The sequence below is a fragment of the Novacetimonas cocois genome, assembly GCF_003311635.1.
Taxonomy (GTDB): domain Bacteria; phylum Pseudomonadota; class Alphaproteobacteria; order Acetobacterales; family Acetobacteraceae; genus Novacetimonas; species Novacetimonas cocois.
In genome coordinates, this window is the sequence record NZ_QEXL01000004.1 from 173181 (window position 1) to 197455 (window position 24275).

The following is a 24275-nucleotide window of genomic DNA, read 5'->3' on the forward strand; positions in this document are numbered from 1 at the left end:
GATGGCGTTGAGCGCCGACAGCGCGCCGACGCTGAAGGTCACCACGGCAGCCCCCGCGCCGTTCGCGCGGGCATAGCCTTCGGCGCTGAAGCCGCAGTTGAGTTCGTTGCAGCANATAGACCTGCCGCAGCCCGTCAATTTCCAGAAGCTGGTCCAGCAGGACGAGGTTGTAATCCCCCGCGACCGCGAAATGATCCTTCAGNCCCGATCTGGGCAAGGCGGTCGCCAAGGTAATGTCCGACAGTATAGGCCATGTTCGTGTCCCTCCGTTTCTTGTCGCGGATGGCCACATGATGGGTCATGCGACCACCTGGGAAAATGTTTCAGCGCAAACCATTACCAGAAATAATCAAAGTTTTTGGTGAAGCTTTTTGCAAAAAGCTACAGGCAACACCGACTTTTTAAAAAAGGCGGCACCCGAAAACTTCTTTTCTGCGTCCTTCCCGGACAGGTTTTTGAAACACTCCCCCAATATTACCGCTGTTGACGAACCTCTGGCCCGGCAGGGCGCTAGACGCTTTCGGCGACCCAGTTCTTGCGCTTGGTCGCCTGTCCGATGCCGGGATTGAAACAGTTGCACGGGTCAAGCTGCTGGTAATGCGCGCGCACGTCGTCGGGCGCGGCATACAGATGACCGAAATTATGTTCCGCCGGATAGCGCGCGCCGCGACGGTCCAGCAGCGGCAGCATGCGATGTTCGAGGTCCATGCAGTCGTTGCCTTTGCGGACCACGTAATCCTGATGCATCACGTGGCACAGGAAATGCCCGTAATACAGTTTTACGATGATTTCGCGGTTGATATCGTCAGGCAGCACCTCGAACCATTCGCGGTCGTTACGGCGCAGCGCGACGTCGAGCGCGACGATATCCTCGGTCGTGCGGGGATGGACCGCGCGGTACCGCACCGCCGCCCCCGCCGCGGCAAAGCGGTGCAGGAACGCCTTGGCCCCTTCGTCGGGGGTGCATTCAAAGAACGCGCCCTCATGCTGCGCGAAATGGCTGGTCAGGAAATCCCGTGCCTCCTGCGCGCCCGACGCACTGACCTTGAGCATCAGGTGATGGGCGTAACGGTCGCGGTAATCGCGCATGCGGCGCGGCAGGTGGTTGGGGAAAAAGTGGCTCAGGAACTGCATGAACCGGTCGGTAAAGTGCGACGGCATGAAACCCAGCCGGTCGAACAGGCGGTCGAACCTGTTCTTCATCGCGAACAGCGCGGGCAGGCGGCGCGTGCCCAGCATGCGGATGACGATGAAGGTATCCTTGCCGTATTTTTCCGCGATGTTGAACGCATCGCGATGCAGGTATTCCCCCGCGATCGGCAGTTCGGAAAACGAGCCCAGCACATGGCGGCGCACGTCCTCCAGCACGTCGGTCTGGTTCGTCCCGATATAGAAGACGACGGGATTCTTCTCCGCCTCGAACGTGTCAAGGCGCACGGCGAACAGGCCCAGATGCCCGGCGCAGCCCGAACCTTCATGCAGGCGGCGCAGGTCGGCATTGTACCGCGCGGGCGTATCGGCGTCGATGTCGCGCACGTGGCGGGCATAATCGTCATCATGCCCGCGCCCGGCGTTCCAGTTGATGCTGGCATCGGGGAATTCACCCCGTTCGGCCCGCGCAAGGATGTCCTCGGGGTCGGTGCCGAGATCGATGCCGAGGTGATTGACCAGATGCAGTTCCCCCGCCGCGTCAACCTGCGCGAATAGGGCCATGTCGGTATAGGCCGGGCCACGACGCACCAGCGCGCCGCCGGAATTGTTGCTGACCCCGCCAAAGACGGACGCCCCGATACATGACGATCCGATGACGGAATGCGGTTCCCGCCCCAGCGGCTGGAGCATCCCCTCCAGCTGGTCAAGGGTCGCGCCGGGAAGGCAGACGACCTGCTTTCCCCCACCGATCAGGTGGATGGTGCGCATGCGCATGCTGTTGACGATGACGACATCGCGGTCATACGTGTCGCCATCGGGGGTCGATCCCCCCGTCAGGCCGGTATTGGCGGCCTGCATGATGACGATCACGTTGGCCTTTACGCAGGCCTGAAGCACGCGCCACTGTTCCACGAGGGAACCGGGACGCACCACCGCAAGGGCCCGCCCCTGGCCAAAGCGGAACCCCCGGCGATAGGGCAGCGTCGCCCCCGCGTCGGTCAGGACATGCCCGTCGCCCACGATCGAACGGAACGTATCGATCAGCTGGCTTGCGGGTGCGGATGTATCATGTGCCATCTTCAGCATTCTTTTTTAAATTCCCCTGTCATATCCCTGCGTCATGCCCACGGCCCGGCGGGGCCGGACGCACGCCGGACACGGCATGCAGTGTGCCACGTCCTGCGCGGGTCCAGACAGGTATAAAACGCCGATGTTCCATGTGCCGGACATCGGCATCAGACGGTGATGCCAGCCCGCGGCATCATGCGGCGGCCGACGTTTCGCCCAGCCGCGCCAGCGGTTCCATCAGCAGGTGGTTGTGCGAATAATCGACCGGGATGGAAATGACGACCGGCCCTTCGGCCTCCATACCCGCGCGCAGCGCGCCCGCGATTTCATCGGCGGAGCGGACGGCGATTCCCTGCGCGCCGCACGAACGCGCGAACATCGCAAAGTCGATCGGCCCGAAATCCACGCCCGAACCACGGCCGTACTTCTTGCGCTCCTGCATTTCGACCATGTTGTACTGCTGATCGACCCAGACGAGGTGGACGAGGTTGCATTTCAGGCGCACCGCCGTTTCCAGCTCCATGCACGACATCATGAACCCGCCATCTCCAGACACGGAAATGACCTTCTGCGCCGGGTTGAGCAGGCTGGCGGCGATCGCCCACGGCAGGCCGACGCCCATCGTCTGCTGGCCGTTGCTGATCAGCATCTGACGTGCGCGGAACGACAGCAGGTAACGCGCCAGCCAGATATGGAACGTCCCCATGTCGAGGCACATCGTGACGTCGGGGGTCACGACCTTTTCCAGTTCACGCACGATCTGCAGCGGATGGACCGCCGTGTTGCTGGTGCTGCGTGCCTCCAGCAGGTCGTTGCGGCGCTTGGCATGGTAATCGCCAAGGATTTCCTCAAGCGAGGTGGCGCGCGCCAGCCGGCCCAGCCTTGCCGTCAGGGCATCGACGCTGGCGGCGATATTGCCGATCAGTTCGACGGCCGGGGCATAGTGGGCATCGAGTTCGGCGGCCACCACGTCAACATGGATGATGCGGCGCGCGTCATCGACGTTCCACAGCCACGGATCATATTCGATCGGGTTGTAGCCGATGGAAATGACAAGGTCGGCCTCATGCAGAAGCTGGTCGCCCGGCTGGTTGCGGAACAGGCCGACGCGACCGCCGAAACGGTCCGCCAGTTCGTGCGACACCGCGCCCGCCGCCTGATAGGTGCCGATGACCGGAACCCCGGTGCGCGCGATCAGGCCGCGCACGGCCTCCGCCACGTCCGGGCGGCTTGCCAGCAGGCCCAGCAGGATGACGGGACGCTGCGCCTTTTCAATCAGCTTCGCGGCTTCCGCCACGGCTTCCACGCCCGCGGCCCCGGCCTCCGGCAGGGGGCGGCCCGCCAGGACCGGCCCGCTGGCGGGCATCGACAGGATGTCCATCGGCGTGCTGACGAAGGCCGCGCCCGGGCGGCCCTTTTCCGCGAAACGGAAGGCGTTGGCGATGACTTCGGACACCGCGTCGGGGGAGGTGACCTCCGCGCTGTATTTGGTGATCGGCTGGAACAGGGCGACGGTGTCCATGCTCTGGTGCGTCAGCTTCAGCCGGTCCGCCAGCTTTACCGCACCACCGATCGCCAGCACCGGGTCGCCCTCGGAATTGGCGGTGGCAAGGCCGGTCACGAAGTTGGAGGCCCCCGGCCCCGACGTCGCGATGGCAACCCCCGCGCGGCCCGTCATGCGACCGATGCCGCCCGCGATGAAGGCCGCGTTCTGTTCATGGCGCGTCACGACCGTTTCAATGGGCGAATCCACCAGCGCATCAAACAGGCGATCGACCTTGGCGCCGGGAATGCCGAAGACATGGGTCACGCCATGTTCGACCAGGTTGCGTACAATCATCTCGGCCCCGCACTGCGTGGCGGCCGATCCTGCCTTGTCTGTCATATGACCGTTGTTCCTGGAACGGACGCGCCCGCCATACATGGGCAGGGCGCGAAATTCGGAAAAAATACAGTAAAAAGGGAACCGTTATTCCCGTTTTACCCGCCTTCTGCCACGCGAATGGCCTCATGAATGTTTTCGGGCGACAGGTTCGCCTTTGCGAACTGTTCCGTGCGCGGAAGCTGGATTTCCACATCGGAAATCACCCCGACCTCCAGCCGGCCCTGACGGACGCGGTAATCGGTCACGTGACCACCGCGCCTGCCGTCCTCGGTCAGGAAATGCAGGTGATAGCCCGCGACATTGACGCCCTGCATGTAAGGCGGCGTGCGGAAGCCCAGCATTGTGCCCGTCGCGGTGCCAAGCTGCATCGTCGGCTGGCGGCTGACGACGTCGAGCATGGGGGGATAGGGACGGCACTGGCAGAAGACCGTGCGGGTTTCCACGCGCTCGAAAATGCCGGTGAAACGCACGGCGGCGAACAGGTTGGGATTGTCCACCAGACGGTTGACGATTTCCTCGAACCCTTCCTTGTCGCACGGCGTGTCGATCACGTATTCCTTTTCCGGCTGGAAGAAGGTCACGCATGCGAAGGGCGTCTTGAGCGAGCCCGGAACGCGCCCGGCCTGACCATCGGCGCGGAACTGGTGGACCACGCTGTCATTGACGATCATCTCGCCATCGAGGGCGTTAAAGGTTCCCAGCCCGAAATTGCCATGCACCAGCAGTTCGTCGAGCGTGGTTTCCCCGTCATAGACGGCGTCAAGCAGCGCCGCCATGGTGGAGGTCTGGTACAGCCTGTTGCGACGGGGCCCGAGATCCGCCGCGCCGCCCAGCGCGCCGGACCGGGAATCGATGTCACCGACCGATTGGCATCTGAATTTCAAACCATCTCTCCCGCATCAGTTCACGGCGTCCCGCCTGCGGGTCGGGAGCCGGATAATTCCGTGTGTGCGCAGATGGTGAGGCAGCCCGATCCAATCGTCCAATATATATTTACAGCGTTTTCCATATATCAAAAATATGGGACTGCATTCCCGCCTGCTTCCCGCCCGCATGCGACGGGACACGGGTCGGGGCCCCGCGCCCTGTAAAAACGAAATATTCGCGGAAATATTCGCAAGGCGAATACACGGGCATGAAATATTCCCCGACGCCCCCTTCCGGCATGCCGGAACCGTGCCGACATGCCGCCTTGCCCGATGACGACGCGCCCGTCATTGTGGGGGCATTATTGAGGTTGGGAATGAATATCCAATGATGAAATCACTTCGTAGCGCCGCCCTGAGTAGTGCTGCCCTGGCGCTGTGCACCCTGACGGGCGCGCTTGCGGTCGCCCCTGCCATGGGGGCACCGGCCACGGCACAGCCCCCCGAAGCCCCCTCGTCCTATGCCATCAGCGATTTCGCCGGCCCGTGGTCGTCGCTGGGCATCGAGCCGCTGACGATCACGGCGCAGAACAAGGAAACCGGCGCGGCGGCACGGCTGGGCCTGAAACTGTCACCCCCGCTGGAGAAGGTGACGGGACTGGCGGGACGCACCATTGTCCTGAAGCAGGAAAACGGCACGACGCTGACCTCGCTTGACGACAACCCGCAGACCACCTTCACCCTCGTCTCCCAGAACAGCGCGGTCCTCAAGATGAAGGGCAAGAAGCCCGGACAGGTGCTGAACCTGCCGCTGAGCCGCGCGGACTGACCCGCCATCCGCAGCACGGATGAAAAAACCCCGGCCCTGCATCCGCAGGCCGGGGTTTTTTGTTCCCCCCACGCGAAACGGACAGCAGGCCGCCGTGGAAGGAAACATTCAGGGATGTCGCGCCGGAACCAGGCGTTCCGCAACAAAACCTATTCCGGGGTCATGCCCAGCAGGCCACGCAGCTTGCTGCGCAGTTCGTTTTCGCGCGGCACGCTCAGCGCCTCGCGCAGGCGCAGCATCTGCCGGCGGGAGGCATACAGCTGATCGAGCAGCGACAGCACGATCGGCACGCCTTCCTCGTTCACGCCGAAATCATGGCGCAGCTCGCGGATCAGGATGGCGCGGGCCTCGTCAATTTCGCGGAACAGGTAATGTCCCCGCACACCTTCAGGTCGCAGCCATTCGCTGTCGATCCAGTGCTGGATTTCGTCAGGCGGGACGTTGCCGACCCGCACGCACAGGGTCTCGAACGTGATCATGACGCACCGCCCCCGCTCTTGCCATCCTTCGCCCCGGGCGGGGTCCACGACCTGAGGAAGTTCTCGAACGCCTCATCCGTCTTGCCGATGGTGACCTGCAGCCTGACATACAGGTTGCCGGCTTCCTGCCCGCCATGCGCCTTGACCCCGCGACCACGCAGGCGCAGCACGCTGCCGGTATCGGAATGGGCGGGCACGTTCATCTTGACCGGGCCGGCAGGGGTGGGAACCGTGATGCTGCCGCCCAGGACCGCCGTCTTTACGTCAATCGGCAGGGTGGAGCGGATATCGTTGCCATCGCGGGTATAATTCGGGTCCGGCGCGACGGAGATGGAAATCAGCGCGTCGCCCGCAGGACCGCCCTGATATCCCTCATCCCCCTTGCCACGCAGGCGCAGCACCTGTCCGTCCTCGATCCCCGGCGGAATTTTTACATCCAGCGTCCCGCCGCCCGGCAGGGTCACGCGCGACGTGCCGCCATTGACGGAATCAAGGAAGCTGACGGTCAGGGAGTACTGGCGGTCCTCCCCCTTCATCGGACCCTGCGGACGGCGGCGGAAACCGCCGCGCTGTCCGAACATGCCGCCAAAGATGTCGCCAAGGTCATCCTCGGAAAACTGGCCGCCGCCATAGAAATGACCCTGCGCGCCCTCCGCATGGCTGCGATAGCCGCCACCGCCGCCGGGGAAGCCGCGTTCCTGCCCCTCCGCGTCGATTTCGCCACGGTCGAAGCGCGCGCGCTGTTCCGGATCGGACAGCAGCGCATGCGCGGCGCCCACCGCCTTGAAACTCTCTTCCGCGGCCTTGTCGCCGGGGTTGAGGTCAGGGTGATGCTTCTTGGCCAGCTTGCGGTAGGCCTTGCGGATTTCATCCTGGCTGGCGGTGCGCGCCACGCCAAGTACGTCATATGGATCTTTACTCACGGCTGGGTGTCATTCCTCCGGGTCGGGCCGAACATGGCAATTCCGGACCGCGCGACAGGCGGCCCCCGCCGTGCCTGCCGGACGGTCATTCATTATCTGATAATGGGAAGCCCATGCCCCCCGGTCAATGAAGGACCCGGGCAAAACCGCGCGCGACCGGCGCAGGATACTGGCGGGTGCATATCAGGTAGATGAAAATAACATTCCACCTCCCGATGAAAATAAATCTTTTGTGGTTTTACTTCGCGCCGGTATTGTTTTATTTTCGGGCGAAAAATAGCAATATAAAAGATATGCCTCCGATATGCATGTTGTCTTTCTTACGCTGGCGTTACTGACGGTTAGTGGCATCAGCAGCCTGATTTCACGTATTGGACGCATTCCTGTCCCGCTTCCACTGATCCAGATCGCGATCGGTGCCATCGCGGCGCTTGCGGGGCTGAAAATCGGGTTCGATCCCGACATGTTCCTGCTGCTGTTCATTCCGCCGCTGCTGTATGCCGACGCCTATCGCATGCCGATGCGCGAATTCGGGGAACTGCGCAACGTCATCATCATGCTGGCGCTGGGGCTGGTGGTGTTCACGACGCTGGGGTGCGGGTATTTCATCCACTGGATGATCCCGCCCATCGCGCTGCCGGCCGCGTTCGCGCTGGCGGCCGTGATGTCGCCCACCGATGCCGTGTCCGTCGGCAGCATGATCGAGGGCGGGCGCGCCCCCGCCCGCGTGGTCCACATCCTGCATGGGGAGGCACTTCTTAACGACGCGTCGGGACTGGTGTGCTTCAAATTCGCGGTGGCCGCCGCGATGACGGGCATATTCTCCTTCCAGCAGGCGCTCGGCAGCTTCATGTTCATGTCGGCGGGCGGCATCATCATGGGGGTGCTGATCGCATGGGCGGCGTGCCGGGCGGAACATGTGCTGCTGGTGCGTGGCTATGACGATCCGCCGACGCACATCACGCTGGCGATGATGCTGCCGTTCGCGATCTACCTGATCGCGGACGCGGCAGACTGTTCAGGCATCCTTGCCGCCGTGGCGGGGGGCATGACGGTGAAGTTCACCGGCGTGATGAACGAGGCGCGCACCGAAACCCGCCTGAAGGCCACGACCGTGTGGGACATGGTCAATTTCACCTTCAACGCGGTCATCTTCCTCCTGCTGGGGCTGCAGTTGCCCGACCTCGTGACCGAGGGCGCGCATATCGCGCGCGCCGGCGGGGTTTCACCATGGTTCCTGATCCTTGCGATCATCGCCATCCAGCTTGCGATGAGCACGATGCGCTTTGTCTGGATCTGGATTTCCATCACCGCGCGGCGGCTGTTCGCGCATGTCCGCCACCGCGAGACGGTCATCCCCTCGGCCCGCACGGTGCTGATCATGACTGTGGCGGGCACGCGCGGGGCCATCACGCTGGCGGCGATCCTGTCGCTGCCGATCGCGACCGCGACCTCCCCCGGATTTCCCGGCCGCGACCTGCTGGTGACGCTGGCGGCGGGGGTCATCATCTGTTCCCTCGTGCTTGCCAGCCTTGCGATGCCGCCGCTGATGGCGGGCATGCAGGCTGACGAGGACGATCCCAGCCTGCGTGAACTCGACGCCATGCGCATCGAACTGGCCCAGACGGCGGTGCAGACGCTGCATGCCGAACAGGCAGCCCTGGCGCATCATGAAATCGACCACGACGCGGACGAGGAGACGATCGACCTGAAGCAGGAGGCGATTTCGCGCCTTCTGCATGAATATCAGGACACCCTGAAACGGCTGGACAATTCCGCCGCGGCGCAGAACGGCATCCGCGCCACGGCCATCCGCGAAAAACGTGCCGAGCTGGCGCTGCGGTTCCATGTCATCCGCCACATGCGCGAACGCCTGCACCTGCGCGTGATGCAGCGCCGCATCAATGACGAGACGGAGGCCACCATCAACCAGGAGCTTGATTTCATCGAACAGGAACTCCAGATCGAGGCTCATTCCCTGCCACGCCAGCAGGCCGAAAACCATTCGCCCGCCGTTGCCGCGCACTAGCCCCGCGCCAGCGGCACGCACCTGTCACGATGCGCCTGTCCATGATGCGCCCGTCGCGCCGACCATGAAGGAGACCCGTTCGATGAAACTCCTGCCCCTGCCGTTCCGCCGCGCCCTTGCGCCCGCGATGCTGGTCGCCGGGCTGCTGCCGGTCGCGGCACCTGTCATGGCGCCGGTCGCGGCCCATGCAAAGGATCACAGTTTCCACATCCCGCGCCGGTCCCACGCGCCATCGCCCTATGGCAACGTCTCGGGCTATCAGGTGGCGATGGACAGGAAAAGCCCGGAATACATCAAGGTCGCCCAAGTGTGCGAGACGACCTCCGCCATGGGGATGTATTCCACCGCCAACAGCAACCGGATGTCCATGAACCGCAACGACCACAGCCGTTTCTATGCCCAGTGCATGGTCTCGCACGGCGCATGGCGCTCGGCCTCGCAGACAAGCGGGAGGGACATGGGCGGGGATGACAGCTTCCGCTGATCCCCCCGGCCTCATGCCCGAAGACTGTCTGAAAACAGTCCGTTGATAAGGGATGAAAGTTTTTGGGTGTCGCCTTTTGTCCAGAAAGGCAACGTTCCTTGAAGCTTTTTGAAAAAAGCTTTACCAAAAACTTTCATGATTTCAGGTCCTTGGCAGACCTGTTTGTTCAATTCCTAGCGTCCGGGAGGAGCCATGAATTCCGGCCCCACCGGATCGCGCACCGTGCGCGTCAGGATCGCGTCGATATCCTTGCGGTCCTGTTCCGTCAGGCTCCAGCCCAGCGCGTCGCGCACGCCCTCGATCTGCTGCGGCTTGCGTGCGCCCCACAGCGCGATCGTCGGTCCCTGGTCCAGGACCCAGCGGATCGCCAGCGCCAGCAGGGATTTGCCGTACCGTTCCCGCGCGAAATCACGCAGCGCGTCAACGGCGGCCAGATACTGTGCAAAGCGCGGCGGCTGGAATTTCGGGTCGCTGGCGCGCAGGTCATCGCTGCCGAACTTCGTCTCCGGCGTCATGCGTCCCGACAGCAGCCCGCGACACAGCGGACCATAGGCCAGCACCGCCAGACGGTTCCTGATGGCATAGGGCAGGATGTCGCGTTCGATTTCACGCTCGAACAGGTTATAGGGCGGCTGGATGGCGGAAAGCGGCGCGAATTTCCGGAATTCCTCGATCTGCGGAATGCTGAAATTGCTGACACCCAGCGCAAGCACCTTGCCCTGCGTCACCAGTTTTTCCAGCGCGCGCGCCGTCTCTTCCATCGGGACGGCCGTGTCGGGCCAGTGGACCTGGTACAGGTCGATATGATCGGTGCGCAGCCGGCGCAGCGAATCCTCGATTTCCTTGTTGATCCGCGCGGCGGACGTGTTGCGGAACGGCTTGTGGTCCTCATGCCAGTCGAGGCCGACCTTGGTTGCGATCGCCACCTTGTCGCGGCGGCCGCCCGACAGGGCCTCGCCCACCACTTCCTCCGAATGGCCGAAGCCATAGACGGGGGCCGTGTCGATCAGGTCGATGCCAACCTCCAGCGCCTCGTGGATCGTGGCGATGGCCTGCCGGTCGTCGGGACCGCCCCACATCCATCCGCCAATGGCCCATGTGCCCAGCGCGATGCGCGCCACCGGCCGCTTCAGCCCCGCGATGGTGATGGTGTCCGACGTTGTCGATGTGCCCGTTGCTGCGGCTGTCATGCGTCGCTCCTTCCTGACAATGGGCGCGCCACCACCACCCCCGTGCGCCATGATGGCGTCATGGGGCGGGAATGGCCGCGCCGTCCATGACAGAATTGGGCCTTTCGGACATGATCGCAAGGCGGGGGGCCCTGCCCGCATGGCTGCCCCACCCCCTTTTCGCGTCGGGCATCGCGCCGTATGGATGAAGCGGACGGGGGATGCCCCGCGCCCAGCCCTGTCGTGCCCCGCCCTGACCGAGGAGAAACCCCGCGTGCTGCGCAAGATTGCTTTTCTGCTGCCTCTCGCAAGCCTCGCGGCATGCGCCCATACCCCACGTTCCCGTCCGGCCAGCACGCCGGTCACGCAGTATGCGCAGGGCGCGGGGCCGCTGTCGGTGGATGCGCACGTGCCGGATTTCGCCACACGGAATTTTGAACCCTTCACGCGCCAGAACACCGTGGCCATCGCGCTGCGGGAATGGCGCATGTTCGGACAGCCCGTCAGCGATGACGACCCCGAACAGCGTCCCGAACCCACCATCGCGGCGGTCAAGCCGGAACGGACCGCCGGGCTGTGGCAGCGGGTGGGCGAATACTGGTGGATCGGCCAGGACCCCGGCGAACGCGAAAGCGCATGGACCGGCAAGCATGATGAAAACGGGCATGTCACCGATTTCGTGCATGACGGCACCTATGCCTGGTCGGCGGCGTTCATTTCCTATGTCATGCGGGTGGCGGGGGCGAATGACCGCTTTGCCTATTCCCCCAACCACGCCACCTATATCAACGCCGCCGCCGCGCGGACGGAAAAGGGCGTGCGGGCGCGCAACCCCGTTTCCTATGCCCCGCGCATGGGGGACCTGATCTGCGTGGGACGCGGGGCCAGCAGGACCGTGCGCTTTGCCAACCTGCCCACGGCGCAGCCCTTTCCCGCGCATTGCGGCCTTGTGGTCGCGATGGACGACAACGCGCCGCCCTTTGGTCATCAGATCAGCATCATCGGCGGCAATGTGGATGACGCGGTCAGCCTGACCCATGTGCCGGTGGACCGGCACGGGCGGCTGGCGACACGGCGCGGCGGCAGCGTTGACCCGCGCTATCCCTGGTGCGTGGTGCTTCAGGTGCTGTACGACGACCCTGGCGACCCTGCGAAACGCGAATAGCCGCCCCTTACGCCGTCGGGCTGGGGGCGTCGGGCGCCGGGGCACTGTCCTGCCGGCAGGGGCGGGCGGACACGCCATGATGGTCGGGCATGAAGATCCGCGTCGGCATCGGGGGAATGACCCAGCACTGGCTGGCGGTTGCGTCATATTCGACAAGCAGCGTGACGGACGTCGCGGCGCCATCATCCCCCCACAGCCCGCGTGGCAGGGTCAGGATGCCCCTGCTCCACCGCCATTTCCCTTTTCCCGTGCCCTCCTCCGGCCAGAAAAAGGGGGCAAGACACGGGTCGTTCAGGTCGAGGAGGCGCATCGTCTGGCGCGTCTCCCCCAGGGCGATGCGCCGCACCGCGAGCCCCAGCGCGCGCCTGTCGGCAGAGGCGCACCAGTCGGCCGGGACGAACGTGCGCGAGACAAGGCGCACATGCCGCGCCCGCGCGGGAAAGGTAAAGCGCGCCACGCCGTCGCGATGTCGCGTCGCCTCGACCCGGTATCCATCGACCATCGCATGCAGGTCCATGCAGGTGCTGACCCGCCAGCCCAGCGTCTGCGCCCGGGTGGCAAGATGGGCGCGGCGGACCGACACCACCGGGGCGTGCGTCACGATCGGCGGAAGGCCGTCCACCTCCGCCCGCGCGACACCCACCCCGACCGGCAGCCCGTTCGCCAGCAGGACGGACGGCCGGTCCAGCACGATCCCCCAGCATTCGATGAACCCGCCCGACAGGGTGGTCGGCAGGGTCGCCAGTGTCGCGCCATTCGTCAGCAGCTTCGCGGGGACCAGCACCTCGTCATGTCCCGACTGCCCGATCGGCAGGTCCGGCAGCGCCAGCATGTCGCGCGCCGGCTGTCCCGGGGCGCAGGCATGGGCGGCGATATGGACCAGATAGGCGCCATCGCGCGCCACCGCCGCGGCATGGGACGGGACGGGCCCGATCCAGCAGATGCGCCGCATCCGCCCCTGCGCCGTCAATACGAAATCACCGGGGGCAAGGGTTTCGACCGGCATGTCCCCGCCGGGCGTGCGCAGCATGGTGCCGGGCATGAACCCCGTCGTCCTGCGTGTGATCGGGGCGGGAAAAACCGCATGCGCCACCCCGCGCGGCGGCGCGCCGTCGGCCCGTCCATCGCCGCACGCGCCCGCCACGTCGGGACGGCCAGAGCGATGACGCAAGACGTCCCGGCCCCCACGCGGGGGCGTGTTTTCCATTTCCGGTCCTGTAACTGTCATGAATTTCCCCAGATCCGCGCCGGAAACCCTCGCCGGCTGCCCGCTGGCGCCCGACCCGTGCCGCGCATCATGGGGATACGCAGACCGTCACAATAGTCCCCATATGGGACTGGATATGTGTCACGAAACCTGTATCATCGATTCGTTTTATCTGTCCGTTTCATGTTCCCTGGACCAAGGTCTGCCCTGAATGCTCTCCGATGCCGTCAATGCCGTCATAGGCGACATCTATCGCTGCGCGTTCGATGACAGCCACTGGCAGCCGACGCTGCTGGGACTGTCACGGATGGTGGGCGGGATCGGGGCCGCGATCGTGCCCAACGGGAACGACAGCCCGGAACTGCGGTTCAGTTCGTCGCGCATCACCGAATCCGACCAGATCTATTACGACCACATGTGGCGGCACGACCCGTACCGGATGCATCTGCACGGCCGTTCGCGCCCACAGGGTGAGATATCGGACACCGCCCTCGTCACGGATGCGGAACTGGAACGCCATCCCTATTACCAGGACTTCCTGCGCAAATTCGGCGCGGGCCGGACCAACCGTCTCTATTTCGCCGATCCCGCCTGCCCGCCCTTCAGCCTGTCGGTCCAGCGCCCGTGGGAAAATCCCCATGAAACGGACGCCCAGCGCAGGCTGCGCGTGATGCTGGGGCAGCATGTGTGCCGCGCGCTGGCGATGTCGGCGGCCGAACGCCGCAGCCGCGTCCTTGCGCACGGGTTCCATGAAATCTGCATGCGCCTGTCCACCGCCGCCGCGCTGGTGGATCAGGAGGGACGGATGGTGTTCATGAACGATGCCATGTCCGACCTTATGGGTGACGGGATAACCTGCGTCGATCATCGCGTCGTCTGTTTACACCGCGAAAGCCAGCGGCGGCTCGACGATCTGCTGCGCGGGGTCCTTCATCCCGACACGGCAACACAGGTCGCCCCGGAACGCTTCATCACGCTGCAATGCCCGTCGGGCCAGCCCGTCATCGCGCGCGCCATGCCTCTTTTCCCCGGAATGGACGACGCGAACATGGGCGGGCGTCCCGCGCGCGGCATGGCGCTGGTGATGTTCCACCGCCCCGGCGCCCCCACCCCGGACGTAAGCGACGCGCTGCACCTGCTGGGACTGAACCACAGCGAGGCACGGCTGGCCCGGCAGGTCGGCAACGGCCTTTCCCTGAAAGAAGCCGCGCGGGAGCTGGGGATTTCCGACCATTACGCCCGTTCCATCCTGCGCCATGTCTATGAAAAGCTCGATGTGAACAGCCAGTCGAAGCTGGCCGCTTTCCTTCGCGACCTTCCCGCCCCATATGCAGGTACGCGGGCCTGATCACACCCCCCCCGATGGTACGGGCATGCGCGCGATGTCTTGGTTTCGCGCAGGCATTGGGGCACATTGCCCCGGCCGCCCTGTCCCGTCCGGGACGGGCATGACAGGCAGCATCGTCCCGCGCCGACATGGCGGGACGGCCGCCCCATGACACGTCAATTACAGATCCGAAGGTTCAATCCTGATGGCCGAAAGCCCTGCCCCCTTCCAGCCCACCACCAGCGCGGGCATGACCGACGCGATCGGTCATACGCCGCTGATCCGCCTGCATCGCGCGTCCGAGGTCACGGGATGCGACATCTTTGGCAAGGCCGAATTCATGAACCCGGGCGGATCGGTCAAGGACCGCGCAGCGCTGGCGATCATTGACGACGCGGAGCGGCGCGGTGTCCTCAAACCCGGCGGCACGGTGGTCGAGGGCACGGCGGGCAATACCGGCATCGGCCTGACGCTGGTGGCCAACGCGCGCGGCTACCGCTCCATCATCGTGATGCCTGAAACGCAGAGCCAGGAGAAGATCGACTTCCTGCGCATGATCGGCGCGGACCTGCGCCTTGTCCCGGCCAAGCCGTTCCGCGATCCGGGCAACTATGTCCATGTCTCGCGCCGTCTGGCGGAAGAGACCGGCGCGGTCTGGGCCAACCAGTTCGACAACCTTGCCAACCGCGAGGGACACCGCCGCACCACCGCACCTGAAATCTGGGACCAGATGGGCGGACGCATCGATGCCTTCACCTGCTCGTGCGGGACGGGCGGCACGCTGGCGGGCGTCACGCTGGGGCTGGAGGACCGCGCCCGCGCCGCCGGCGTCGCCCGCCCGCGCGTCGTCCTTGCCGATCCCGAAGGTTCGGGCCTGTACGGATGGGTCAAGTCGGGGGACCTGTCGATCTCAGGCTCCTCCATCACCGAGGGCATCGGGCAGTCGCGCGTGACCGGCAACCTCGAGGGGCTGCATTTCGACGATGCCGAGCGCATCCCCGACGCCGAGGCGCTGGAGCAGATCTATGAACTGCTGATCCATGAGGGACTGTCGGTCGGCGGATCTGCGGGCATCAACGTCGCAGCCGCGATCCGCGTGGCGCGCGCGATGGGTCCGGGCCACCGCATCGCCACCATCCTGTGCGATGGCGGCGCACGATACCAGTCCAAGCTGTTCAACCCGATATTCCTGCGTTCGAAGCACCTGCCGGTGCCGTCATGGCTGGACAAGTAGGCAACGTCCCCCGGCCCCTGAAACGGGGCCGGGCGATGGCGGCACGGCCCTTGCCCCCGATATTGAAACGGAGTGAAACAGCAGGTGTGAAGCCTTCTCCTTTCGTCTAGGATGCCGTGCCATGGACCTGATGCCGCATATCCTCATCGTTGATGACGACCGTGAAATCCGGGAACTGCTCGCCCGTTTTCTCGAACGCAATGAACTGCGGGTCACCACCGCGCGCGACGGGCAGGATACGCGCCGCAAATGGACCGGCGGACATTATCAGCTGGTGATCCTCGACCTCATGCTGCCGGGCGAAAGCGGCCTTGACGTCGCGCGGTGGCTGCGCACGCAGGCGGACGTGCCGATCATCATGCTGACGGCCATGGGCGACGATACCGACCGGATCATCGGCCTGGAACTGGGCGCGGACGATTACGTACCCAAACCCTTCAACCCGCGTGAACTGCTGGCGCGCATCCGCGCGGTGCTGCGCCGCGTCAACGACAATCCCGACCCGCGCAGCGTGCCTTCGCGCAGGCTGCTGCGTTTCGCGGGATGGGAACTCGACACCGTGCGCCGCCGCCTGCTCAACCCCGCCGGGACGGAGGTTCCGCTGACGGGCGGGGAATACGACCTGCTGATGGCGCTTCTGGAACGCGCCAACCGGGTCCTGACGCGCGACATGCTGTTCGACATGCTGCGCGGGCGGCAGGCCGGGCCGTTCGACCGGGCCATCGATGTCGCCATCAGCCGCCTGCGGCGCAAGCTGGAGGATAACGGCCGCAACGCACAGCTGATAAAGACGGTGCGGGGCGGCGGATATGTCCTGGCGGCGGAAATCGAACGGGTCTGATCCGTTGAACGATGATGCCCGGCCCCTGATCCACCCTGACGACATCCTGCCCGTGGCCGAAGAGCCGCCGGGACGACTGGGGCGGCTGCGCGCGCTGCTGCTGCGGCTGCGTCCGCCCTCGCTCGCCGCGCGGACCAGCCTGCTGCTGATCTGCGGGCTGGGGGTGATCCAGGCGGGCGGCCTGACCATCCATGCGCTGGACCGGCTGGATTTCGACCGCCGCATGATGGAGGAAAAATACCATACCGAGGTGGCGACCCTCTATCGCGGGATCGTGGAAACCGCCCCCGACCATCGCGACGCCGAACTGAGCACCCTGCACATGCCCGCCACCTTTCGCGCGGAACTGACGCCCGGTCCCGAACCCGACATGATCGACAGCCTGATGGCCGCGCCGCGCGGCGGCCGCATGGGCGGGGGGCACATGGACTGGTGGGGTGGTCCCAACGGTCCCGGTGGCGGCCCGAACGGCGGCCCGGGCCGCCGCGACGCCGACCAGAATGCCGATCGCGACGACCGCGCCGCCCCCGACCATCGTTCCGACGGCCCGGATGACAGGCCCCCCGGCCCGCCGCGCGGACAGCCCCGCGCATGGGGCGGCGGACCGTTCGCGGAAAACCGGCCGCCAAGGATGGGGGGCATGCCGCCCCTGCCGCCCCACCTGCGCCCGCTGCAGGTCATGGTCTCCCCCCCCACGCGCGGGCGCAGGCATGCCATCGCCTTCCTTCTGCCTGACGAGCATCGCTGGCTGACGATCCATTATGTCGTCCCCCGGCCCAGCATCTTCCGTTCCCCCACCTTTCCCATCGCCTTCATCCTGATGACGGTGGCCGGCGGTATCCTGATCCTGTGGGGCGTGCGTCGGCTGATCGCGCCTGTCGGCACGCTTGCCGCCGCGGCGGAGGCACTGGGCCGCGACGTCAACGCCCCCCCGATGCCCGAGGACGGCCCGCAGGAGGTGGCGCGCGCCGCCATCGCATTCAACACCATGGCGCGGCGCATCCGGCGGTTCCTGTCGGACCGCACGCTGATGCTGACGGCCATCGGCCATGACCTGCGCACGCCCATCACGCGCCTGAAACTGCGTGCCGAGTTCATCGAGGACGAGGAGATGCAGCAACGTTTCCTGGCCGACCTGGACGAACTGGAATCGATGGTCGCCGCGACCCTGTCCTTTGGCCGTGATGCCGAACAGCGCGAACCGATGAGTTCGCTGAACCTGACCATCCTGCTGCAGACCATCCTGGACGAAGTGACGGAGACACGGCCCGAGCTTGCGGACGCGATCGGCTTTACCGAGGATCCGCCCGACGTCACGATCCATGCCCGTCCGGTTGCGCTGAAACGTGCACTCAACAACCTTGTGATGAACGCCGTCAAATATGGTGGCGGCGCGCGCGTCACCCTGTTCCCCCCCGAACCGGGCGGACGCAACGACCCGGACGAGATGGTCACCCGCCTGTGGATCGAGGATGACGGTCCCGGCCTGCCGCCGGAGGATCTGGAACGGATGTTCGACCCCTTCGTCCGGGCCGAGGACAGCCGCAATCGTGAAACCGGCGGAACGGGGCTGGGCCTGTCGATTTCGCGCAACATCATCTGGGGACTGGGCGGGGATATCAAGCTGGGCAACCGCACGCCGCATGGCCTGCGTGTCAGCGTGACCCTGGTCTGCTGAAGTGTACCTGAAAACAACCGATTGATAAAAAGCAATGAACGTTTCCGGACGCCGTATTTTTCAAAAATGCGCCGTTCTTCGAAGCTTTTTGCAAAAAGCTTCACCAGAAAACCCTTCAGTGATGCGCGGAAACATGTCACCGGGATCCCGGGGCCGCGAAATGTGTTCAGGTAAATGGAACGCCCGGTTATCCTTCCCCTTTCGCCAGAACAGGGCCGGGTCCTTTCCGACCACGCGGGGAATTCCCCCGTTTCTTCACAAAGGAACGTGGCCCGTCGCATTGATGTAGGACCGCGGCCCGACACGTTCTAGGATACCCCTGCCCTTCTTCCCCGCCGGAGCCATGAGCCCCTGATCCATGCTTGACCGTCTTTACACGCGCACCCTGCGCCTGTCCGCCAGTCGCCACGCGCCGTTGTGGCTGGCGCTGGTCGCCTTTGCCGAGGCCAGCTTTTTCCCCCTGCCGCCCGACCTGCTGCTGATCCCGATGGTGCTGGCACAACGGGACCGGGCGTGGCGGCTGGCCATGATCTGTACCGCCGCCAGCGTCTGCGGCGCGGTGGCAGGATGGTATGTCGGGGCGTTCCTGCTGGAATACGCGGCCATGCCGATCGTGCGCTTCTATCATGCGCAGGCGACGCTGGCAGGGCTGCAGGCGCGATTCCGCGAATGGGGGGTGTGGATCATCCTCATCAAGGGCCTGACCCCCATCCCCTTCAAATTCGTGACCATCGCCAGCGGGGCGGCGCACCTGCCGCTGGCGCCGTTCCTCGTGGCATGCGCCATCACGCGCGGCGTGCGGTTTTTCCTGGTCGCCGCCCTGCTGCGGCGTTTCGGCGCGCCGGTGCAGGCCTTCATCGAACGCCGCCTGCCGCTGGTGGCCGGGGCGTTCGCGGCGGCGATCGTGGCGGGATTCGTCGCGCTGAAATATATCTGACGCGCGGTGGGCGACGATATCACGCCCGCGTCGCCCCGGATCGCGCGGCGAACGTCATGGCATGCCGTCATGCTTTGATCCGCCATGCTTCGGGCCGGTATGCTTCGGGCGCGAACGCGTGATAACATGGCGTCAACGCATCATTTTCCATGGACCCTCCCGCGTCGCGCCGGGGGCCGTCCCTGTCAAACACGGAGCCAATCTTCATGCCGCAACAGGTTGCTGTCATTACCGGAGCAGGGGCGGGCATCGGTCGCGCCACCGCCCGCACCCTTGCACGGGCCGGATGCGATATCGCCCTGATCGGGCGCAACCGGGACCGGCTGAACGACGCGGCGGCGGAACTGCGCGCGCTGAATGTCCGCACCCATGTCGCCTGCGCCGACGTGGCGGACGCGGCGGCACTGGACATGGCGGCCGAGGAGATCGAGCAGGAACTCGGCCCCATCACCATCTGGGCCAACTGCGCCGGGGCGGGCGTGCGCGGGCAGCTTGCCGCCATTACGCCCGATGAAATCCGCCGCGCGACGGAGGTCACCTATCTGGGCACCGTCAATGGCACGCGTTCCGCCCTGTTGCGCATGCGCCGCCGTTCATACGGTACGGTCGTCAACCTTGTCGCGCTGTCGGGCCTGCGGCCGCCGCCGCTGCAATCCATCGAAAATGGCGCGCGGGCAGCGATTCGCGCCTTTTCCGAAAGCCTGCGCCCCGAACTTCTGCATGATGGGGACCGCATCCACATCGCGCTGGTGCACCTGCCGTCCATCAACACGCCGCATTTTTCATGGACGCGCAACCATACGGGCAAGCGGCTGAAGCCGATGGGCCCCGTATATGAACCCGAAATCGCGGCGGAGGCGATCTGTCGCGCGGCGTTCGGGAAATATCGCGACATCTGGGTGGGCACGTCAGGGATCAAGTCATGGCTGATTTCCACCTTCCTGCCCGGCCTGTCTGACCGCTGGCTGTCGAAAGGCGGCTATGCCCGGCAGATGGAAAAAACGCCGGTGGACGGGAACGAGCCTGACGATCTGTTCGGCACGGTGGCCGGGGCTTATGCCGCGCATGGCCGTTTCGACATGATCACGCGAAAGGCGGTGCCGCCGCTGCTGACCTCCCGCCATGCGCAGGTCGGCACGGCCATCGCGGCGGCGGGTCTTGCCCTGACGCTCGCGATCCGCTGCCGCCGTCGCGGCTGAGGACGCCTGTCCAGGGAACCGGCGGGGACAGGGTCATCCCCGCCGAAAAGACCGGGCCGGGAAAACTGTTTCAAAATCCTGCCCTTGAGGCATCAGGTCAGGGACCGTTTGGAAACAACTCCTTGATAAAATTAATAGAAGTTTTTGGGTGTCGCCTTTTTTCAAAAAGGTGACGTCTTTCGAAGCTTTTTATAAAAAGCTTCACCAAAAACTTTTATAAATTCAAGGTGTTATCTGTCATGTCTTTTTAAACAGTCCCTTATTACCAAAGACGTTCTGGAATGCGCCGATGCAGCCCGCCTTTTTGAAAAAAGGCGGCACCTGAAAACCTCTGTCATTTTCATCAGCGGATCGTTTTGCGACAGTCTTTCAGGGACCATAGATTCCTGAAAGACATGTCATCCGAAAGTATCCAGACAGTATCCATTATCCGACATTCAGTATCGGACAGACAGGCGCTGACAGTTTCAGGCAGCGCATCCCTTGCGGTAAAGATCCCCCGACCACACCCACCATCCGGGCCGCGCCACCGCGTCCTGCGCCAGGTCCGCCGCCTCCGGCGTGTCGAACAGGGCAAAGCACGTCGCGCCGGACCCGCTCATCCGGGCAAAGCGGCAGCCGGGGGCGGCGCGCAGGGCCGACAGCACCTCGCGAATCGTAGGGCAGACCTCGCAGGCCGCTTCCTCCAGATCGTTGTTCAGCCCCGACAGGGTCGCTACCATGTCCGACAGCGTATCCCACCGCGCCGGCAGGTCCGGGGCCGGGCTGAAACCACCCTTGCGCGCGCGGAATATGGCCGGGGTGGAAACGCTCATGCCGCAGTTGACCAGCATCATCCCGCATTGTGGCATCACCGGCGCGGGACGCAGGATTTCGCCAATGCCGCTCATCCGGGTGGGAACCTGATCCAGGCAGACCGGAACGTCCGCCCCCAGTCCCGTCGCGATATTGATCAGTTCGGCGCGCGGCAGGTTCAGGTTCCATGCCCTCATCACCGTGCGCAGGGCGGCGGCCGCATCGGCGGACCCACCGCCGATTCCCGACGCCACCGGCAGTTCCTTGTGCAGGACGGCATCCAGCGACGGCAGCGCCGCCGCGTCCGCCCCGACCCACGCCCGCAGCGCCGAGGCCGCGCGGACGACAAGGTTGGTCGTATCGTCACCCACCAGCCCCGCGCCGAACATCCCGTCGATCCGCAGGTCCAGGGCCGCGCCCTGCCGCGCCGCGATTTCGACCTCCAGCACATCCGCCGCCCCGGCGAACACCGCCACACTGTCGAGCAGATGGTACCCATCCGCACGGCGTCCGGTCACATGCAGGTACAGGTTGATTTTCGCATGCGCCGATTCGCGCTGGGTTGCCGTCACTGACTTGCTCCGTCCTTCTTGTTGGTTGCTGGTGTGCTGGTTGCCGGTGCGCTGGTCGCTGGCGCATCCGGCGTGGCATGCACAGCCCCGTTCGCCGGCGCGGCGGGCGATGGCGCGGCGGGCGCGCCGGATGCAGCGGGGGCAGCGGGTGTCTGTGGGCTGGCACCGGCATTCGCATCGGGCATGGCGCCGCCGGTTTTCCCGACACCATCTGGCGCGGGCGACGCGGGTGCATCACCCACGGGCACGATCCGCAGGTCCGTCGGAACCGCCGCATGGGCAGGCGGATGCGCCGCCGTCCGGGTCGCGGCATAGGCCAGCGCCGCCGAAATCTTGCGCTGGTCCGACGGGTCGGGATGAAGCTGGGCTGCTTCCTGCCAGGAATTCACCGCCTCAAGCTGGCGGCCAGATACCCAGTACGCGACGCCAAGGTGGTAATTGATCGCCGGGTCCTGCGGCAGCTGTTCCGCCGCGCGTTCCAGCAGCGGCAGCCCCTCGCCCACATGACCCAGGCGCAGCATCACCCAGCCGACGCTGTCGCGGATCTGCCCATCATCGGGGGAAAGCGCCAGCGCCCGGCGCAGGTAATTTTCCGCCGCCGCGGGATCATCGCCGTGTTCCACCATGGAATAGCCGAGATCGTTGAGCAGCTCCGCCTCGTTCGGGGCCATGCGCAGCGCCTGCAGCAGCCCTGCCTTCGCATGTTTCCAGTCGCCAATGCGGTCATAGGCGATCGACTGCCCGAACAGGATGCGCCAGTCGTCCCCCTCCAGCGTGCCGGACAGCGCCAGCGCGCGGGTATAGGCCGACAGCGCCTGCCGCCATTTGCCCTGCCCCAGCATGATGTCCCCCATGTCGCACCACAGGGTCCGGTCATCGGGCACGTCATGCAGAAGGCCGCGGATGATCCGCTCCGCCTCCGTCCGGTGGCCCAGCGCCATGTCCAGCTCGCCTTCCTCCGCGCGGACCACGACGGCCATCGGGTCGGTGGACGGGACCTCCGACAGGACATCGATGGCCTGCTGGTTCTCGTCCTCCATATGGAACAGCGAGGACAGGAGGATCCGCGCCTCCGTATTGTCGGGATCAAGCATCAGCGACAGGCGCAGCATCATCTGTTCCGTGCTGCGCAGGGTGGTGATGTCATGTTCGTGGGCGGTGCGTTCGTCACCCGGCTTTCGCTGTGGCGTCTCCGCGCTGGTCTGTTCATCCATCAGCAGCGCCAGCAGGCCGTACGCCTGCGCCATCCCCTGCCGGGGCGTGGCAAGGACCGGGCGGTCCAGTGCCGCGATCAGGGCGGAACGCGCCGGTTCCAGCGCCGCCATGGCGGTGATCTTGGACGCGATCATGTCACGCGCCTCACGCGCTTTCCCCTGCCGGTACAGCCAGTGGGCCAGCACGCGCGTGGTGAACAGGTCGCCACCCGACATGCCCATCGCGCGGCGGTACAGCGTATCCGCCCGCATCGACTGCCCCCCCAGTTCCGCGATCAGGGCGGCATGGAGCGTGTAATACCCCCCCAGCATGCGGTCCGCCTGCGCCGTCGTCAGCGCGGACAGCGCGTCATCCGTGCGGCCAAGTCCCTGCAGCGCCCATGCCCGCAGCAGGGGACGGACAATGGTCATGATCGGGTCGTCGGGGGCCTTGTCATAATGGGCCAGCGCATCGGCCCAGTTCCCGGCGATGGCGGCCGCGTTGCCCATCACCAGTTCGGGCACCACGCCGGGGGGCTGCTGGCGCGCAAGGCGGGCGGCCTCCGGACTGCCGGCAAGGATGGCGTAAAGGAACGCCCGCAGGACGAACGGCTTGTAGGAAGGGGCAAGCTGCGCCGCGCGGGCGAAGGTGCGCGCGGCCTCCGCATTGTCGCCCTCGCTCGCCGCGACGGTGGCGACCAGCACGTTCGTCGCAAGGCTCTGCGCCACGGTGCGCGTGGCGGCGGGGGTCCGCACGGCGGTCGCGGGGGCGGCGGCATGCGTTTCCCGGTTGGGAATAACGCCAAGCAGCGGTACAACAGCGGCGGCGACGGCCACGCGCCAGAAACGGGAGGACAGCATGAAACCAGAATCTAGCGTGTGCGTGACGCGATGCCAAACCCCGCCCCCTCCCGCCGCGTCCACGCCTGCGACGTCGGCGCGTTCGGTGCCGGGGCAAAGACGCGCCCTGCATGTCCGGGATGTATCCATCCGATGACCGATTCCCTGTCCCTGTTGCAACTGTATGTGGAATGGGGCGCGGACGAAGCGCTGTCCCCTTTTCCCGTGGACCGGCTGTCCACACCGGCCCAGCCATCCCCCCCCATACAGCGTGAGGGGGACGAGGGACATCACTTTTCACGCGCGCCCTCCCGCCCTGCCGCCCCTGCCACGCCGTCCGCGCCGTCGCCCGCCGCGCCAGCGCGGGGCCGTCCGGCGTCCCCGCCGCCCGTCACGACAGGCG

Annotated in this window: 20 protein-coding genes and 2 pseudogenes (1 of these 22 only partly in view); 11 read left to right on the forward strand and 11 right to left on the reverse strand. The window is 65.4% G+C overall.

All coding sequences use genetic code 11. The features are described 5' to 3' along the window. The 4 genes and pseudogenes from NJLHNGOC_RS04510 to budA form a co-directional block, all read right to left on the reverse strand. Positions 1-254, reverse strand: a pseudogene (locus NJLHNGOC_RS04510) (alpha-keto acid decarboxylase family protein) (it extends 1453 nt beyond the left edge of the window). Positions 255-510: 256 nt separating this feature from the next. Then, a complete protein-coding gene (gene dld / locus NJLHNGOC_RS04515) occupies positions 511-2238 on the reverse strand; it encodes a D-lactate dehydrogenase (RefSeq protein ID WP_113595290.1) in 1728 nt (575 codons plus the stop codon). Between the two features lie 175 nt (positions 2239-2413). Then, positions 2414-4105, reverse strand: a complete 1692-nt coding sequence (alsS, locus tag NJLHNGOC_RS04520) for an acetolactate synthase AlsS (protein ID WP_113595291.1) — start codon at positions 4103-4105, stop codon at positions 2414-2416. Positions 4106-4200: 95 nt separating this feature from the next. Further along, positions 4201-4989, reverse strand: a complete 789-nt coding sequence (gene budA, locus NJLHNGOC_RS04525; RefSeq protein WP_113595292.1) for an acetolactate decarboxylase — start codon at positions 4987-4989, stop codon at positions 4201-4203. Positions 4990-5359: 370 nt separating this feature from the next. Here budA and NJLHNGOC_RS04535 point away from each other — a divergent pair, with 370 nt between their 5' ends. Further along, positions 5360-5800 (forward strand): hypothetical protein, encoded by a 441-nt coding sequence (locus tag NJLHNGOC_RS04535; RefSeq protein ID WP_113595294.1) that lies wholly within the window; start codon positions 5360-5362, stop codon positions 5798-5800. A gap of 149 nt (positions 5801-5949) precedes the next feature. Here NJLHNGOC_RS04535 and NJLHNGOC_RS04540 read toward each other — a convergent pair whose 3' ends face one another. Both NJLHNGOC_RS04540 and NJLHNGOC_RS04545 read right to left on the reverse strand, forming a co-directional pair. After that, complete coding sequence (locus NJLHNGOC_RS04540) at positions 5950-6279, reverse strand: chaperone modulator CbpM (RefSeq protein ID WP_110528671.1); 330 nt, start codon at positions 6277-6279, stop codon at positions 5950-5952. Then, complete coding sequence (locus NJLHNGOC_RS04545) at positions 6276-7202, reverse strand: DnaJ C-terminal domain-containing protein (RefSeq protein WP_113595295.1); 927 nt, start codon at positions 7200-7202, stop codon at positions 6276-6278. Before NJLHNGOC_RS04545 ends, NJLHNGOC_RS04540 begins: the two co-directional genes overlap by 4 nt. A 304-nt stretch (positions 7203-7506) precedes the next feature. On the opposite strand from NJLHNGOC_RS04545, the gene NJLHNGOC_RS04550 reads away from it, so the two are divergent. Both NJLHNGOC_RS04550 and NJLHNGOC_RS04555 read left to right on the forward strand, forming a co-directional pair. Then, positions 7507-9231, forward strand: coding sequence for a Na+/H+ antiporter (locus tag NJLHNGOC_RS04550; protein ID WP_113595296.1), 1725 nt, complete (start codon positions 7507-7509; stop codon positions 9229-9231). Between the two features lie 82 nt (positions 9232-9313). After that, a complete protein-coding gene (locus tag NJLHNGOC_RS04555) occupies positions 9314-9715 on the forward strand; it encodes a hypothetical protein (RefSeq protein WP_133258663.1) in 402 nt (133 codons plus the stop codon). A gap of 11 nt (positions 9716-9726) precedes the next feature. On the opposite strand, the gene NJLHNGOC_RS16580 is transcribed toward NJLHNGOC_RS04555, so the two are convergent. Then, positions 9727-9852 (reverse strand): hypothetical protein, encoded by a 126-nt coding sequence (locus NJLHNGOC_RS16580; RefSeq protein WP_275399377.1) that lies wholly within the window; start codon positions 9850-9852, stop codon positions 9727-9729. Between the two features lie 36 nt (positions 9853-9888). Next, positions 9889-10905 (reverse strand): aldo/keto reductase, encoded by a 1017-nt coding sequence (locus NJLHNGOC_RS04560; protein ID WP_113595298.1) that lies wholly within the window; start codon positions 10903-10905, stop codon positions 9889-9891. Positions 10906-11161: 256 nt separating this feature from the next. Between NJLHNGOC_RS04560 and NJLHNGOC_RS04565 the strand changes: the two genes are divergently transcribed. Further along, on the forward strand, positions 11162-12049 hold the full coding sequence (locus NJLHNGOC_RS04565) for a DUF2272 domain-containing protein (protein WP_239021336.1): 888 nt from the start codon (positions 11162-11164) through the stop codon (positions 12047-12049). Positions 12050-12056: 7 nt separating this feature from the next. Here NJLHNGOC_RS04565 and NJLHNGOC_RS04570 read toward each other — a convergent pair whose 3' ends face one another. Beyond that, positions 12057-13277 (reverse strand): Hint domain-containing protein, encoded by a 1221-nt coding sequence (locus NJLHNGOC_RS04570; protein ID WP_113595299.1) that lies wholly within the window; start codon positions 13275-13277, stop codon positions 12057-12059. Between the two features lie 190 nt (positions 13278-13467). Between NJLHNGOC_RS04570 and NJLHNGOC_RS04580 the strand changes: the two genes are divergently transcribed. The 6 genes from NJLHNGOC_RS04580 to NJLHNGOC_RS04605 all read left to right on the forward strand — a co-directional run bounded on the left by NJLHNGOC_RS04580 (position 13468) and on the right by NJLHNGOC_RS04605 (position 20472). Next, positions 13468-14604: a helix-turn-helix transcriptional regulator gene (locus NJLHNGOC_RS04580; protein ID WP_113595301.1), complete on the forward strand. Its 1137-nt coding sequence runs from the start codon at positions 13468-13470 to the stop codon at positions 14602-14604. 184 nt (positions 14605-14788) lie between these two features. After that, the gene (locus tag NJLHNGOC_RS04585; protein ID WP_113595302.1) at positions 14789-15817 is read left to right on the forward strand and encodes a cysteine synthase A; all 1029 of its coding nucleotides are present in this window, start codon (positions 14789-14791) and stop codon (positions 15815-15817) included. Between the two features lie 121 nt (positions 15818-15938). Further along, positions 15939-16658 (forward strand): response regulator, encoded by a 720-nt coding sequence (locus tag NJLHNGOC_RS04590; RefSeq protein ID WP_110528646.1) that lies wholly within the window; start codon positions 15939-15941, stop codon positions 16656-16658. Then, a complete protein-coding gene (locus NJLHNGOC_RS04595; protein ID WP_113595303.1) occupies positions 16627-18336 on the forward strand; it encodes an ATP-binding protein in 1710 nt (569 codons plus the stop codon). Before NJLHNGOC_RS04590 ends, NJLHNGOC_RS04595 begins: the two co-directional genes overlap by 32 nt. 358 nt (positions 18337-18694) lie before the next feature. After that, entirely contained in the window at positions 18695-19273 is a 579-nt protein-coding gene (locus NJLHNGOC_RS04600) for a YqaA family protein (RefSeq protein WP_113595304.1), read from the forward strand. A 206-nt stretch (positions 19274-19479) separates the two neighbouring features. After that, the gene (locus NJLHNGOC_RS04605; protein ID WP_113595305.1) at positions 19480-20472 is read left to right on the forward strand and encodes an SDR family oxidoreductase; all 993 of its coding nucleotides are present in this window, start codon (positions 19480-19482) and stop codon (positions 20470-20472) included. Between the two features lie 467 nt (positions 20473-20939). Here the strand turns inward: NJLHNGOC_RS04605 and NJLHNGOC_RS04610 are convergent, their stop codons facing one another. Together NJLHNGOC_RS04610 and NJLHNGOC_RS04615 are read right to left on the reverse strand one after the other, a co-directional pair. Then, on the reverse strand, positions 20940-21839 hold the full coding sequence (locus NJLHNGOC_RS04610) for a 4-(cytidine 5'-diphospho)-2-C-methyl-D-erythritol kinase (RefSeq protein ID WP_113595306.1): 900 nt from the start codon (positions 21837-21839) through the stop codon (positions 20940-20942). Continuing rightward, complete coding sequence (locus tag NJLHNGOC_RS04615) at positions 21836-23893, reverse strand: tetratricopeptide repeat protein (RefSeq protein ID WP_113595307.1); 2058 nt, start codon at positions 23891-23893, stop codon at positions 21836-21838. The genes NJLHNGOC_RS04610 and NJLHNGOC_RS04615 overlap by 4 nt, the downstream gene beginning before the upstream one ends. Before the next feature lie 132 nt (positions 23894-24025). On the opposite strand from NJLHNGOC_RS04615, the pseudogene NJLHNGOC_RS16255 reads away from it, so the two are divergent. Next, a pseudogene (locus NJLHNGOC_RS16255) lies at positions 24026-24275 on the forward strand (hypothetical protein); the annotation flags it as partial.